The organism is Saccharopolyspora sp. NPDC049357 (genome assembly GCF_040677225.1).
GTDB lineage: Bacteria > Actinomycetota > Actinomycetes > Mycobacteriales > Pseudonocardiaceae > Saccharopolyspora.
Genome location: NZ_JBFAQJ010000058.1, coordinates 1 through 13461, shown reverse-complemented (window position 1 = coordinate 13461; position 13461 = coordinate 1). Strand labels below are relative to the sequence as shown.

At 71.0% G+C, this 13461-nt stretch carries 15 protein-coding genes; 3 read left to right on the top strand and 12 right to left on the bottom strand.

What is annotated here, in order from left to right; all coding sequences use genetic code 11:
• Positions 1 to 78: 78 nt before the first annotated feature.
• The 3 genes from AB0J91_RS30665 (at position 79) to AB0J91_RS30655 (ending at position 2533) form a co-directional block, all read left to right on the top strand.
• The gene (locus AB0J91_RS30665) at positions 79 to 834 is read left to right on the top strand and encodes a DeoR/GlpR family DNA-binding transcription regulator (RefSeq protein WP_363875906.1); all 756 of its coding nucleotides are present in this window, start codon (positions 79 to 81) and stop codon (positions 832 to 834) included.
• On the top strand, positions 827 to 1996 hold the full coding sequence (locus tag AB0J91_RS30660) for an MFS transporter (RefSeq protein WP_363875904.1): 1170 nt from the start codon (positions 827 to 829) through the stop codon (positions 1994 to 1996). Before AB0J91_RS30665 ends, AB0J91_RS30660 begins: the two co-directional genes overlap by 8 nt.
• Before the next feature lie 162 nt (positions 1997 to 2158).
• Complete coding sequence (locus tag AB0J91_RS30655; protein ID WP_363875901.1) at positions 2159 to 2533, top strand: FKBP-type peptidyl-prolyl cis-trans isomerase; 375 nt, start codon at positions 2159 to 2161, stop codon at positions 2531 to 2533.
• 312 nt (positions 2534 to 2845) lie between these two features.
• Here the strand turns inward: AB0J91_RS30655 and AB0J91_RS30650 are convergent, their stop codons facing one another.
• From AB0J91_RS30650 to def, 12 genes are all read right to left on the bottom strand, one after another.
• Positions 2846 to 3283, bottom strand: coding sequence for a PH domain-containing protein (locus tag AB0J91_RS30650; protein ID WP_363786524.1), 438 nt, complete (start codon positions 3281 to 3283; stop codon positions 2846 to 2848).
• Positions 3280 to 3780, bottom strand: a complete 501-nt coding sequence (gene ribH, locus AB0J91_RS30645; RefSeq protein ID WP_363786522.1) for a 6,7-dimethyl-8-ribityllumazine synthase — start codon at positions 3778 to 3780, stop codon at positions 3280 to 3282. The genes AB0J91_RS30650 and ribH overlap by 4 nt, the downstream gene beginning before the upstream one ends.
• 122 nt (positions 3781 to 3902) lie before the next feature.
• On the bottom strand, positions 3903 to 5201 hold the full coding sequence (locus AB0J91_RS30640; protein WP_363875898.1) for a bifunctional 3,4-dihydroxy-2-butanone-4-phosphate synthase/GTP cyclohydrolase II: 1299 nt from the start codon (positions 5199 to 5201) through the stop codon (positions 3903 to 3905).
• Positions 5198 to 5857, bottom strand: coding sequence for a riboflavin synthase (locus tag AB0J91_RS30635; RefSeq protein ID WP_363786518.1), 660 nt, complete (start codon positions 5855 to 5857; stop codon positions 5198 to 5200). The genes AB0J91_RS30640 and AB0J91_RS30635 overlap by 4 nt, the downstream gene beginning before the upstream one ends.
• A gap of 37 nt (positions 5858 to 5894) precedes the next feature.
• Positions 5895 to 6914, bottom strand: coding sequence for a bifunctional diaminohydroxyphosphoribosylaminopyrimidine deaminase/5-amino-6-(5-phosphoribosylamino)uracil reductase RibD (gene ribD, locus AB0J91_RS30630; protein WP_363875896.1), 1020 nt, complete (start codon positions 6912 to 6914; stop codon positions 5895 to 5897).
• Positions 6915 to 6948: 34 nt separating this feature from the next.
• A complete protein-coding gene (gene rpe, locus AB0J91_RS30625; protein WP_363875948.1) occupies positions 6949 to 7629 on the bottom strand; it encodes a ribulose-phosphate 3-epimerase in 681 nt (226 codons plus the stop codon).
• A 115-nt stretch (positions 7630 to 7744) separates the two neighbouring features.
• Positions 7745 to 9130 carry an amino acid permease gene (locus AB0J91_RS30620; RefSeq protein WP_363875893.1) on the bottom strand — a complete coding sequence of 462 codons (1386 nt, stop codon included), beginning with the start codon at positions 9128 to 9130 and terminating at the stop codon, positions 7745 to 7747.
• A 230-nt stretch (positions 9131 to 9360) separates the two neighbouring features.
• A complete protein-coding gene (locus tag AB0J91_RS30615; RefSeq protein ID WP_363875890.1) occupies positions 9361 to 9768 on the bottom strand; it encodes an OsmC family protein in 408 nt (135 codons plus the stop codon).
• Between the two features lie 105 nt (positions 9769 to 9873).
• On the bottom strand, positions 9874 to 10317 hold the full coding sequence (locus tag AB0J91_RS30610) for a nucleoside deaminase (RefSeq protein ID WP_363875887.1): 444 nt from the start codon (positions 10315 to 10317) through the stop codon (positions 9874 to 9876).
• Between the two features lie 16 nt (positions 10318 to 10333).
• Positions 10334 to 11743 carry an RsmB/NOP family class I SAM-dependent RNA methyltransferase gene (locus AB0J91_RS30605; protein ID WP_363875884.1) on the bottom strand — a complete coding sequence of 470 codons (1410 nt, stop codon included), beginning with the start codon at positions 11741 to 11743 and terminating at the stop codon, positions 10334 to 10336.
• Complete coding sequence (gene fmt, locus AB0J91_RS30600) at positions 11740 to 12663, bottom strand: methionyl-tRNA formyltransferase (RefSeq protein WP_363875881.1); 924 nt, start codon at positions 12661 to 12663, stop codon at positions 11740 to 11742. Before fmt ends, AB0J91_RS30605 begins: the two co-directional genes overlap by 4 nt.
• Positions 12664 to 12665: 2 nt before the next feature.
• On the bottom strand, positions 12666 to 13211 hold the full coding sequence (def, locus tag AB0J91_RS30595) for a peptide deformylase (RefSeq protein ID WP_132622537.1): 546 nt from the start codon (positions 13209 to 13211) through the stop codon (positions 12666 to 12668).
• Between the last annotated feature and the right edge of the window lie 250 nt (positions 13212 to 13461).

Here is a 13461-nt window from a genome sequence, read left to right as displayed (position 1 = left end):
CGATGCCCCCATGCGGGTTCGCACACAGTCCCTCAAGGGCGTTTGCGTTTCGAACACAAACCCTGTTCGATAGAACACGTGGAGAGTTCAGAACGAAGCCAGATCATCATCGAACGGCTTCGCCAGGCCGAACGGGTGACGGTCGCCGAGCTGGCGGCGACGACCAGCTGCTCGGAGATGACCATCCGCCGCGACCTCGACCAGCTCGCCGAGGAAGGCGCGCTGCGGCGGGTGCGCGGTGGCGCGGTGAGCTTCCTGCGCGGCCAGTCCGCCCCGTTCTCGCTGCGGGAACGCGACTCGGTGGAGGTCAAGCGCAGGCTGGCCGCCGAGGTGGAGTCGCTGATCGCCGACGGCGAGTCGGTCATCCTCGACAGCGGCTCCACGACCCGCGAGGTCGCGCGCCGGCTGGCCGAGCGCCGGGTCACCGCGATCCCGCTGGACATGCACGCGGCGAACGCCCTGGCCAACGCCGTCGAGGTCGACCTGCTGCTGCCGGGCGGCCGGGCAAAACCGGGCGAGCTGTCCTTCGTCGGCCACCTGACCGAGACATCGCTGCGCGCGCTGCGCGTCGACACCACCGTGCTCGGGGTGTGCGGCCTGTCGGCGGAGCGCGGCTTGACCGCGCACGACCTGGAGGAGGTTCCGATCAAGAACGCGGCGGCGGACGCGGCGCAACGCGTCATCGCGGTGTGCCACGGCGCCAAGTTCGCCCGCACCGGGCTGGGTTTCGTGTGCCCGGTGACGAGCCTGGACGTCGTGGTGACCGACGGCAGCGCGCCCACCGACATGCTCGGAGAGCTGGAGGCGGCCGGGGTGGAGGTCCGCGTTGTCTGAAACGCTCTCCGCGCCCGCCGTTTCCGACCGCCGCGCTCGCTGGGGAGTGATCGGCTACTTCGTGGCCACGGGTGCGGCGCTGGGCACTTGGACTTCGCGGATCCCGGCGATCAAGCAGGACCTGGGGCTCGACGACGGCCAGGTGACGGTGGCGCTGTTCGCGATCGCCGTGGGATCGGTGCTGGCGATGCAGGTCGTCGGGCACCTCGCCGACCGCTTCGGCAGCGCCCGCGTGCTCGGGCCCGCCGGGCTGGCGATGGCCGCGAGCCTGCTGGTGCCGGGTTACGCGGGTTCGCTGCCGGTGCTGGTGGGCGGCCTCGTGCTGTTCGGCGCCGGGCACGGCGTGGTGGACGTGGCGATGAACGCGCACGCGATGCAGGTGCAGCGGCGCTACTCGCGGCCCATCGTGATCACCTTCCACGCGCTGTTCAGCGTCGGCGGTCTGATCGGTTCCGGCGTCGGGGCGGTGGCCGCGCAGCTGAGCACGCCGGTGTGGCTGCACTTCACGCTGGCGGCGATCGCGCTGGCGCTGCTGGTGGGGGCCTCGCGTCGGCGGTTGCTGCCCGCCGAACCGCAGGAGGTGGCCGAGCGGAGCCGTGCTCGCGGCATGTCGCCGGCGATCCTGCTGCTGGGCGTCCTGGCGTTCAGCTGCTCGCTGGGCGAGGGGTCGATGGCCGACTGGTCACCGCTGTACCTGCACGACGAGCTGCGGACGAGCCCGGCGATCGCGGCGATCGGCTACGCGGTGTTCTCCACGATGATGGCGATCTGCCGCTTCCTCGGCGACCACCTGGTGGCCCGCTTCGGCCCGGTCGCGCTGGTCCGCACCTGCGGTCTCATCGCGGGTGTCGGCATGGGCGCGGGACTGCTGTCGCACCACCCGGTGGCGGCGATCATCGGCTTCGCGCTGTTCGGCGTCGGCCTGTCCTGCATCATCCCGCAGGTCTTCAGCGCCGCCGGTTCCCGGGACCCGGCCCGAGCGGGCCGCGACCTCGCCCAGGTCAGCACCCTCGGCTACGGCGGTCTGCTGGCGGGCCCGGTCGTCATCGGCGTCATCACCCACTGGACCGACCTGACCACTGCGCTCCTCATCCCGGCCGCGTTGGCCCTCGTGGTGGCCCTCACAGCCCCGATCGTCCGACCCCGCCCCGTCGAGCGGTGACCGGATTTCCATGGAACTCGGATCCCCGGTTTCAGTGGAAATCCGGGGCCTGATTTCCACTGAAATCCGGTCACGCCGGGGGACGGGTGGGGTGGCGTGCCCTGGGCATCGGGTGCGACCACAATGGTCGGTGAACGTTCCCGAACTTCTAGGAGCACTTTCGTGAGCAACGACAAGCCCGTCGTCGAGGCCCCCACCGGCGAGCCGCCGGCAGACCTGGTGATCGAGGACCTCATCGTCGGCGACGGCGCCGAGGCCAAGGTCGGCGACAACGTGGCCGCGCACTACGTGGGCATTTCGCACAGCACCGGCAAGGAGTTCGACGCCAGCTGGAACCGCGGCACCCCGCTGGAGCTCCAGCTGGGCAGCGGCATGGTCATCGAGGGCTGGGACAAGGGCCTGCAGGGCATGAAGGTCGGCGGCCGCCGTCGCCTGTCCATCCCCCCGCACATGGGCTACGGCCCGCGCGGCGTCCCCGGCGTCATCGCCCCCAACGAGACCCTCATCTTCGTCTGCGACCTCGTCTCCGCGGGCTGAGCCCTCACCCCCCGGATTACGCCGGTATTCAGGTACCCGATTACGGCGGTAATCCGCGTCCTCCCGCACCAAAACCGGATGAGGACGTGAAAAACCCCGGTGATCACCACACGATCACCGGGGTTTTCAACACCCCGAGAACCGGACGTCAACGACCGGGCACCCGGATGGCGGCCGTGATCAGACACCCGAATACGGCCGTAATCGGGTAACTGATTACGGCGGTAATCCGGTCCCAGGCACCGGGACCGGAGGGGTGGACGTGAAAAACCCCGGTGTCCTTGGGAGCACCGGGGTTTTTGGGGTTCTGGGTCAGGCGTCGATCGTGCGGCGGAGTTCTCGCAGGTTGCGCATGGCGGTGACCGCGTGGTCTCCGTCGGTGGCCTGGACGGCCATGATCGGGACGTACTCGTCCTCGGGCAGTTCCACCCGCGCCCACGGAGCTCCGTCGGGGAAGGTGACGCCCTGCACCAGCTGCCACGGGATGCGCTGGGTGCCGATGATGTTGCGGACCTCCAGCCCGTCGGCGTCGGCGCGCAGCCGCGGCCTGGTCAGCAGCATGACGCCGGAGGCCAGCAGCAGGCCGAGCACACCCATGGCGATCTGGTCGGAGACGTTGAACACCACACCGGTCGGGGTGTTCCGCAGCAGCGTCCCGACCAGCGCGAACACCCCGATCAGCAGGATCGCGATCGGGATCGCCACCCGGCGCACCTTGCGCGGGCGGACCACCACGGCTTCGGCGCTCACAGGAACCCCCTGTCGCCGTCCACGCCGCCGCGCAGTTCGCGCAGCACCAGCGCGGTCTCCAGCGCCGCCGCCGTGGCCTCGAAGCCCTTGTCCTCGACCGAGTCGGCGAACCCGGCGCGGGCCTCGGCCTGCTCCAGGGTGTCGCAGGTCAGCACGCCGTTGCCGACCGCCGTGGACTCGTCCAGCGACACCCGGGTCAGGCCCTGGGTGACCGAGTCGCACACGTACTCGAAGTGCGGGGTGCCGCCGCGGATGACCACGCCCAGCGCGACCACGGCGTCGTGCGAGTGCGCGAGCTGCTGGCACACCACCGGCAGCTCCACCGAGCCCGGCACGCGGACCACGGTCGGCTCGGCGATACCGGCTTGCTTGGCCGCCTCCACCGCGCGGTCGAGCATCTGGTCCACCAGCTGCTCGTGCCAGCGGATCGCCGCGATGCCCACCGTCAGCTCGCCCGCCTCGGGCACGCTGACCCGCGGCCTTCCTTCCCCACTCATTGCCTGTTCCGCCTCTCCCTGTTCCGCCCTCTCCGCGATTTTCAGTGGTGGTCGCGTTCCGGCCCCGTCTCGCGTGCGTGGCCGGGTTGCTTCACGGTCCCCTGAGGTGCGGTTTCCGAGAGCTATGCCGTCACGCCGGTGTCACCGCTGATCGAGGAGTCCTCGCCGTCGTCCAGATTGTCCAGCACGTGGCCCATGCGGTCGCGCTTGGTCCGCAGGTAGCGGATGTTCTCCGGGTTCGGGCGGATGGGCAGCGGCACGCGGTCGACGATCCGCAGGCCGTAGCCCTCCAGACCGATCCGCTTGGCGGGGTTGTTGGTCAGCAGACGCATCGACTTGATGCCCAGGTCGCACAGGATCTGGGCGCCCTGGCCGTAGTCGCGGCTGTCCACCGGCAGGTCCAGCGCGACGTTGGCGTCGACGGTGTCGGCGCCGTCGTCCTGCAGCTGGTACGCCTGCAGCTTGTGGATCAGCCCGATGCCGCGTCCCTCGTGACCGCGCATGTAGAGCACCACACCGCGCCCGGCCTCGGCGACCTTCTCCATCGCCGCGTCCAGCTGCGGTCCGCAGTCGCAGCGCAACGAGCCGATGACGTCGCCGGTCAGGCACTCGGAGTGCACCCGGACCAGGATGTTCTCGCCGTCGCCGATGTCTCCGTAGACCATCGCCAGATGCTCGATGCCGTCCAGCGTGCTGTCGTAGCCGACGGTCCGGAACGTGCCGTGCACGGTGGGGATGCGGGCCTCGGCGACGCGCACCACCTGCTTCTCGAAGCGGCGGCGGTAGGTGATCAGGTCGGCGATGGTGATCAGCGCGAGGTCGTGCTCGTCGGCGAAGACCTCCAGCTCGTCGCGGCGCGCCATGTCGCCCTCGGACTTCTGGCTGACGATCTCGCACAGCGCACCCGCCGGACGCAGCCCGGCCAGCCGCGACAGGTCCACCGACGCCTCGGTGTGCCCGGGACGACGCAGCACACCGCCCTCGCGGGCGCGCAGCGGCACCACGTGCCCGGGACGCGTGAGGTCCTTCGCGGTGGCTTCGCCGTCGGCGAGCACCCGCAGCGTCTTGGCGCGGTCGGCCGCGGAGATGCCGGTCGTCACGCCCTCGGCCGCGTCCACCGTGACCGTGTAGGCGGTGCCCTTGCGGTCCTGGTTGGAGTGGTACATCGGCGGGAGGTCGAGGCGATCGCAGTCCTCGGCGGGCATGCCGACGCAGATGTAGCCCGACGTGTAGCGGACCATGAAGGCCACCAGCTCCGGCGTCGCCTTCTCGGCGGCGAAGATCAGGTCGCCCTCGTTCTCGCGGTCCTCGTCGTCCACGACGATCACCGGCTTGCCGGCCGCGATATCGGCCAACGCCCGCTCGATGGTGTCGAACTTCTTCGTGCTCACCGTTTCCGAAACCTCGTCCTCGGGGTTCATCGCGCCTCCCTGATGCCGCCATTGTCCCCCGTCACCGCGGGTGCACCATGGTCGTGCCCGGCCAGCTGAGCTGCGGAGAGCCGTTCCAGGTGCTTGGCCAGCACATCCACCTCGATGTTCACTTCGTCACCTGCGGCGCGTCGGCCGAGGGTGGTCAGCTCCTTGGTGGTGGGGATCAGCGCGACGGAGAACCGCGCGGGCTCGCCGTCGACGATCTCGGCGACGGTCAGGGACACGCCGTCGACGGTGATCGAACCCTTCTCCACCAGGTAGTGCGCGAGATGCCCGGGCAGGTCGAAGGAGGTCAGCCCGGTGGCCTCGGCGGTGTCGCGCAGGACGGCGGTGCCGTCCACGTGACCCTGCACGATGTGCCCGCCCAGGCGTTCCCCCAGCGCCATGGCGCGTTCGAGGTTGACCCGCTCACCTGCGGCGATGTGCTTGAGCGAGGAACGGCGCAGCGTCTCGGAGACCACGTCGACGGTGAACGCGCCGCCCTCGGTGGTGACCACGGTGAGACAGACGCCGTTGACCGCGATCGAATCGCCGTGCTTGGCGTCCTGGGTGACCACCGGACCACTGATGGTCAGCCGCGAGCCGTCCTCAAGGGGCTCCACGGTCTCGATGGTGCCGAGTTCCTCGACGATCCCGGTGAACACTGCTGCCTCCTGCCTGCCCTTGCGGGTCGCACCGAACTCAGTCCTGCGGGACCGCGCTGATCCGGACGTCCGGGCCACTCATCGTCGTCTCTTCGATCCGCAACCGCCATGCCTGCGAGATGCTTCCCACGCCCGCACTTCCCAGCGCAGCGGGCCCGGCTCCCAGCAGTGCAGGTGCGACGTAGGCCAGCACGCGGTCGACCAGGCCGGCTTCCCAGAAGGCCCCCGCGAGCGTCGGCCCGCCTTCCAGCAGCACGTCGACCACTCCTCGTCCGGCCAGTTCGGCCAGCGCCGCGGCGGGGTCGCCGCCTGGCAGCCGGAGGGTCTCGGCGGTGTCGTCGAGGACCCGTGCCCGCGGTGGGATCTCGCGGTCGCCGATGACCACCCGCAGCGGTTGCCGTTCCAGCAGGTTTCCGTCCGGATCGCGGGCGGTGAGCTGCGCGTCGTCGGCGAGGATCGTGCCGGTGCCCGCGATGATGGCGTCCATCGCCGCGCGCACCCGGTGCACCTCGGCCCGGGACTGGGCCGAGCTGATCCACTTGCTGGTGCCGTCCGCGGCCGCCGAACGTCCGTCCAATGTGGCCGCGTACTTCCAGGTTACATGGGGTCGTCCGGTGTGGACGAAGTGCAACCAGGCCCGCAGCGGACCTTTCGCGACCTCGTCCGCGAGCAGACCACTGTGGACGTCGACTCCGGCGCTCCGCAGGACCTCGGCCCCGCCGGAGGCCGACGGGTTCGGATCGGAGGCGGCGTGCACCACGCGGACCACCCCGGCGGCCTGCAACGCGTCGGTGCACGGCGGGGTGCGGCCGGTGTGCGCGCAGGGTTCGAGGGTGACCACGGCGGTGCCGCCCTCGGCGCGGGTTCCGGCTTCGCGCAGGGCGTTGACCTCTGCGTGCGGGCCGCCGGGCGGGCTGGTGGCGCCGACCGCGGCGACCTCGCCGCGCGCGTCGAGGATCACGCAGCCGACCGGCGGGTTCGGGCTGGTGGTGCCGCGAACCCGCTCGCTGGCCTCGATCGCGGCGCGCATCGCCCGGACTTCGACCTCAGCGGCCATGGCGTTCTCCTCGGGCGATGCGCGGCGGTGGTGATCAGGCCCGGGCGCGGGTGAAGGCCGGGGTGGCGGTGGCGCGCAGCGCCTCGATGGCCTGGGCGGGGTCTTCGGCGTTGTAGACGGCAGAGCCCGCCACGAAGCAGTCCACGCCGGCTTCGGCGGCCTGCTCGATGGTCTCGGCGTTGATGCCGCCGTCGATCTCCACGAGCAGCTTCAGGTGCCCGGTGTCGACCAGCTCGCGGGCCTTGCGGGCCTTGTCCAGGACCTCGGCCATGAACTTCTGGCCGCCGAAGCCCGGCTCCACCGACATCACCAGCAGGGTGTCGTAGTGCTTGAGGACCTCGACGTAGTCGTCGAAGTTCGTGCCCGGCTTGATCGCCAGACCGGCCTTGGCGCCCGCGGCGCGCAGGTCCTTGGCGAGGTTGATCGGGTCGTGGGCGGCCTCGACGTGCACGGTGACGTTGTGCGCACCGGCCTCGGCGTAACCCGGCGCCCAGCGGTCCGGGTCGTCGATCATCAGGTGGCAGTCGATCGGGATGTCGGTGGTCTTGAGGATCGACTCCACGACCGGCAGGCCCAGCGTGAGGTTCGGGACGAAGTGCGCGTCCATCACGTCGACGTGGAGCCAGTCGGCCCGCTTGCCGGGTTCTCCGCCCACGGCGGAGATCTCCTCGGCGAGCCTGGCGAAGTCTGCGGAGAGGATGGAAGGCGCGATCATCGGCTGGTTCGACACATGCGGGAGTTTAAAACCCTCGCGGCCGCGCCGAGCTCACGCCCTCCTCCGATGGCGGCATTCCCGTGACGAGTGGTCACCGGGGGCCCACCTTTCTCGGTCAAGCCGCCTTCCTGCGGTTGATCGCGTAGTAGGCGATGCACAGGACGACCAGGAACGGCACGCCCGCCTTCCACGCGGTGTTGAACTGCTCGGTGAACGGGGTCGTCAGCAGCACGGCCGCGACGAACAGCATCGCCAGCACGGTGGTCACCGGGGCGCCCGGCAGGCGGACCGGCGAGGGGTCCAGGCCCTGGGCGGTGCGGCGACGGCGGAAGACCAGGTGCGAGGCGAAGATCATCAGCCACACCACCAGCGCCGCGAACAGCGCCAGGCCGATGAGCAGCGGGAACGCGCTCTCCTCGGTGAACACCGCCAGCGCCGCGGCGAGGGCCAGGCCCGCCGCCGAGAGCACCAGCGCCCGGCGCGGGACGCCGTTGGCGCTGACCCCGGCGAACCAGCGGGGGGCGTAGCCGTCGAGCGCGAGCGAGTGCGTCATGCGGGCGGTCAGGTACAGGTTGGTGTTCATCGCGGACAGCGCTGCGGTGAGCACCACGAAGTTCATGATCCCGGCCGCCGCGGGGATGCCGACCAGGCTGAACAGGCGCACGAACGGGCTCTGCGTGACGTCCTCGGACGAGGAGATCTGGTCCCACGGCAGGATCGAGACGACCACGAGCATGCCCATCACGTAGAACAGCGCGAGCCGCAGCACGGTGCTGCGCGCGGCGCGCGGGACGTCGCGGGCGGGGTCGCGGGACTCGGCGGCGGTCATCGACACCGCCTCGGTGCCCAGGTAGGAGAAGGTGACCACGGTCAGCGCGAGCCACACCGCGCCGAGCCCGTTGGGCAGGAAGCCGCCGTGCTCGGTCAGCGCGCCGACTCCGGCGGGCGCGTGCCCCGGCAGGCCGAAGACGATGTAGACGACGCCGAGCACCACGAACACGACGATGGTGACGACCTTGATCATGGCGAACCAGTACTCGAACTCGCCGAAGAAGCTCACGGCGGCGAGGTTGATCGCCAGCATCACCACGGAGAAGCCCACGACCGGCACCCACAGCGGCAGCTGCGGGTACCAGAACTGCAGGTAGAGACCGGCGGCGATGACCTCGCTGCCGATGTTGACCACTTGCGCGGCCCAGTAGATCCAGCGGGAGATGAATCCCGGCAGGCCACCGAGGTATTCGCGGATGACCGCGCCGAAGCCCCCGGCTTCGGGGTGCACCACGATCATCTCGGCGAGTGCGTAGGCCAGCGCGAGCGCGGCGAAGGCGGCCACGGCGTAGGCGATGATCACCGCGGGTCCGGCGATGGAGATCGCCAGGCCGGATCCGAGGAAGAGACCCGTTCCGATGGCTCCACCGATGGCGATCATGCCGACCTGGCGCCCGGAGAGGGCCCGGCGCAACCCGGACACCTGGGCCGCTGCGGTGTCGTCTACCACCTGAACTGCCTCCTGCTCGTCGCCGATCTGTTCGGACGCCCGAGCACTTTACGACGCGCTCCGGATCTCGGGTCCCGAGGTTGCCGAAGCGTTGCCTCCGCCTCCCCCGGAACCTCCACCCGTCCCCGGCAGGGGCGGTTTTGGGTCTGAACTGATCCGGCAAAACCGACATCGATCACGGACGGTTCGGACCAGAACCGCTCGTTGCCAAGGCACGCGCGGGACGGCGATCAGCGCGGGAGGGCCAGGTTGATCGGGGTGGACTCCTCGACGGAGCGGCTGACGGTGCAGTACTTCTCGATGGCCCGCTGGACCGCGTCCAGGAGCTTTTCGCGGTTCTCGACGCCGTCGAGCTCGGCCTCCAGCGCGACCTGGATCTCGGCGAACTTGTGCTCGTCCTCGGGGTTCTTGGTCCGGTCGGCCCGCGCGACCAGCTGGGCGTCCTCGCCGATCCGCCGGACGAACAGGTTCTCGCTGGTCACCACCGAGCACGCGGCCACGGCGGCGAGCAGCAGCTCACCGGGCGTGAACGCGCCGGGCGCACCGTCGCGGCCCACGGCGACCTCGGCACCGCGCGAGTTGGTCGCGGTGAACGTGTGCTCGCCGGTGCGGGTCACTTCAACCGGAGTGGAGGACATTCGAACCACCTGTCGTCGGATTGCGGGGCCGCCCAACCTTCATCGAGCCCACCTGCCCCGGTCAACCGGACGGCGCTCGACGATGTTCCGCCTGAGAGGACGCTCTCACTCCTCGCCGATGTCCTCGTTCCACAGGCGCGGATGAGCGGCGATGAAGTCGGCCATCATCCGGGTGCAGGCGTCGTCGTCGAGGAGCACCACGTCCACGCCGTGCTCGGCGAGCCAGTCGTGGCCGCCGTGGAAGTTGCGGGCCTCGCCGATGACCACGCGGCCGATGCCGAACTGCCGGATCAGGCCGCTGCAGTACCAGCAGGGCGAGAGCGTGGTGACCATCGTGGTGCCGCTGTAGGAGCGCTGCCGACCGGCGTTGCGGAATGCCGCCGTCTCACCGTGCACCGACGGGTCGTCGTCCTGCACGCGCCGGTTGTGGCCGCGCCCGAGCACCTCCCCGCCGGTGCCGATCAGCGCGGCTCCGATGGGGATCCCACCGGAGGCCAGGCTCGCTTCGGCCTCCTCGACGGCGACCCGCAACCACTCCCGGTAGTCCACTTCGGACGCTCCTTCGTCAGACCTGGAACAGGGCGCAGAACATGGCGTCCGTGCCGTGCTTGTGCGGCCACAGCTGAACGCCGGGCCCGTCTCCGAGATCGGGCACGTCCGGGAAGTGCTCGCGCGCGTCGAGCTGGGTGACGCCGGTGCGGCGGACGACGTCGGCGACGACGCCCTCGGTCTCGGGCAGGTGCGGCGAGCACACGACGTAGCCGACGATGCCGCCGGGCCGGGTGAGACCGATCGCGGAGATCAGCAGTTCGCGTTGCAGCTTGGTGAGCTCTCCGACGTCGCCGGGCTGACGCCGCCAGCGCGCCTCCGGGCGTCGCCGCAGCGCGCCGAGCCCGGTGCAGGGCGCGTCGACGAGCACGCGGTCGAAACCGGGCTCCAGCCCGGGGTCCCGGCCGTCGCCGGTGTGCACGGTGACCGACAGACCGTCGGTGGCCTTGCGCACCAGCTCGGCGCGGTGCGGTGCCTGCTCGACGGCGTCGAGCGTGCCGCCGTCGAGGGTGACCAGCGCGCCCAGCAGCGCGGCCTTGCCGCCGGGACCGGCGCACAGGTCGAGCCAGCGCAGGTCGGAACCCTCGATCTCGGGGCGGGTGACGGCGAGGCTGGCGAGCTGGCTGCCCTCGTCCTGGACGGCGGCGAAGCCCTCCTGCACCGGTTCGAGGTCGCCGGGGTCTCCGGCGCCGGCCTCCAGCCGCACGCCGTAGGGCGAGTAGGGCGCGGGGTCGCCGCCGGTGATGGCGGCGAGCTCGTCGGCGCTGATCTCGCCGGGTCGCGCGGTCAGGTGCACGGCCGGGCGTGCGTCGTCGGCGGCCAGGGCGTCTTCGAGCTCGTCGAGCCCGAGGGCGTCGGCGAACGCCCGCGCGATCCACTTCGGGTGCGCGTGCTTCATCGCCAGGTAGCCGACGGGGTCCTCGGCCTGGTCCGGGGCGAGCTTGTCGACCCACCCCTGCTCGTCCAGCTCGGTCGCGCGCCGCAGCACGGCGTTGGCGAAACCGGACATCTTGGAACCGTTCTCGAACCGCACGATGTCCACAGTGGACGCCACTGCGGCGTGCGCGGGGATCCTGGTGCGCAGGAGCTGGTAGACCCCGACGCGCAGCGCGTCCAGCAGCTTCGGGTCCATCTCGGACAGCGGACGGGTGCTGCACTCGCCGATCACCGCGTCCAGCAGGCCCTTCGCGCGGCAGGCGCCGTAGGTGAGCTCGGTGGCCAGCGCCGCGTCGCGTCCGGAGATGCGGCGCTGCTTGAGCAGCGGCGGCAGCGCCAGGTTCGCGTAGGCGTCGCGCTCGCGGACCGCGCGCAGCGTCTCCACCGCCACCAGCCGCACCGGGTCGACCTCCACCGGTCGCGGGTTGGGCTTGCGCTGCGGCGGGCGGGCCTTCGACGGGCGGGAGGGCCGTCGGCGGCGTTCAGTCACTGGAGCTTTTCTCCTTGCTCGATGCGTGTTCCGCGGGCCCAGTCGGTGGCGGCCATGCGCTTCTTGCCCGCGGCCTGCACCTCGCCGAGCGCGACCGCGGTGGTCCCGGTGCCGACCAGCACTCGTCGCTTCTCGGGCCTGATCTCGCCCGCCGGAAGCTGCTCGTCGGTGACGGTGACGGGGCCGAGCTTGAACCGCTCCTCCCCCAGCAGCGCCCACGCCCCGGGCTCGGGGGTGACGGCGCGGACGAGGCGGTCGACGGCTGCGGCCGGTGCGGTGAAGTCGACCCTGGCGTCGTCGACGGTGACCTTCGGCGCGTAGCTGATGCCGTCGGCGGGCTGGTCCTCGGCGCGGACGCTGCCGTCCTCGATGCCGTCGAGGGTGGCGGCCAGCAACCCCGCACCCGAGATCGAGAGCCGCTCCAGCAGTTCACCGGAGGTGTCGGTGCCGCGGATCTGCTCGGTGACCACGCCGAAAACGGGCCCGGCGTCGAGCTCGCGGACGATGCGGAAGGTGCTGGCGCCGGTGATCTCGTCGCCGTGCCGGATCGCGGCCTGGACCGGCGCGGCACCGCGCCACGCGGGCAGCAGCGAGAAGTGCAGGTTGACCCATCCGTGCTCGGGGATCGACAGCGCTTCCTCGCGCAGCAGCGCACCGTAGGCGACGACCGGGCAGCAGTCCGGGCCGATCTCGCGCAGCCGCGCCAGGAACTCCGGTTCGGAGGCCTTCGCGGGGGTGAGCACCTCGATGCCGTGCTCGTCGGCGAGCGCCCCGACGGGCGAGCGCACGAGCTTGCGGCCCCGGCCGGCGTGAGCGTCCGGGCGGGTGACGACGGCGGCGACCTCGTGCCGGTCGGAGTCGATCAGCGCCTGCAGCGCGGGCACGGCGGGCGCGGGGGTTCCGGCGAAGACGACGCGCATCGTCAGCGGCCTCCGAACAGCGGGTGCGGGTTCTGCTTCATGACCGGGACGTCGCCGTCGAACCAGGACGCCTGGCGGATCTCGCGCATCGCCGCCTTGCGGGTCTCCTCGTCCAGGCGGTCCAGGAACAGCACGCCGTCGAGGTGGTCGGTCTCGTGCTGGATGCAGCGCGCCAGCAGGTCGGTGCCCTCGACCTCGATCGGCTCGCCGTGGGCGTTCCAGCCCCGCGCGACGACGTGCTGGGAGCGCAGGCAGTCCCAGGACATCCCGGGGATCGACAGGCAGCCCTCGGGCCCGAGCTGGCCGTCGTCGCCGACGGCGGTCCAGGTGGGGTTGATGAGGTGCCCGGCGAAGCCGTCGCAGTGGTAGGTGAACACGCGCAGGCTCACGCCCAGCTGCGGAGCGGCCAGGCCGGCACCGCCCTGGTCCTCCATGGTGTCCCAGAGGTCCTTGATGAGGGTGCGCAGCTCCTTGTCGAAGTCGACCACCTCGTCGGCCTTGGTGCGCAGAACGGGGTCGCCGAAGAGTCTGATCGGCTGGACGGTCACCTGGTCTCCCTGAAACGTCGACTACGACCCGACGAGTCTAGTCGCCGACCCCCGTCCTCGGACCCACCGCCGCACCCCGGGGCGCCCAGCACCCGAACGCACCCCACCGGCGGCGCGCGCAGGCGGGATTCGAATTTCGCGCGAAGTTCGAGTCCGGAAGTTCCCGGGCAAAATTAGGGCCGCAATGGGAAACCCCACAGCGGGGCGCACCCGTTACGCGGGTGGGGGGGGGGGGATGACGACGCCGGCG

Excerpts from the sequence above, each read along its gene's own strand:
- ribH (WP_363786522.1), bottom strand. The coding sequence starts at position 3,780 with ATGAGTGGGGAAGGAAGGCCGCGGGTCAGCGTGCCCGAGGCGGGCGAG.
- AB0J91_RS30640 (WP_363875898.1), bottom strand. The coding sequence starts at position 5,201 with ATGAACCCCGAGGACGAGGTTTCGGAAACGGTGAGCACGAAGAAGTTC.
- AB0J91_RS30615 (WP_363875890.1), bottom strand. The coding sequence starts at position 9,768 with ATGTCCTCCACTCCGGTTGAAGTGACCCGCACCGGCGAGCACACGTTC.
- fmt (WP_363875881.1), bottom strand. The coding sequence starts at position 12,663 with ATGCGCGTCGTCTTCGCCGGAACCCCCGCGCCCGCCGTGCCCGCGCTG.
- rpe (WP_363875948.1), bottom strand. The coding sequence starts at position 7,629 with ATGATCGCGCCTTCCATCCTCTCCGCAGACTTCGCCAGGCTCGCCGAG.
- ribD (WP_363875896.1), bottom strand. The coding sequence starts at position 6,914 with ATGGCCGCTGAGGTCGAAGTCCGGGCGATGCGCGCCGCGATCGAGGCC.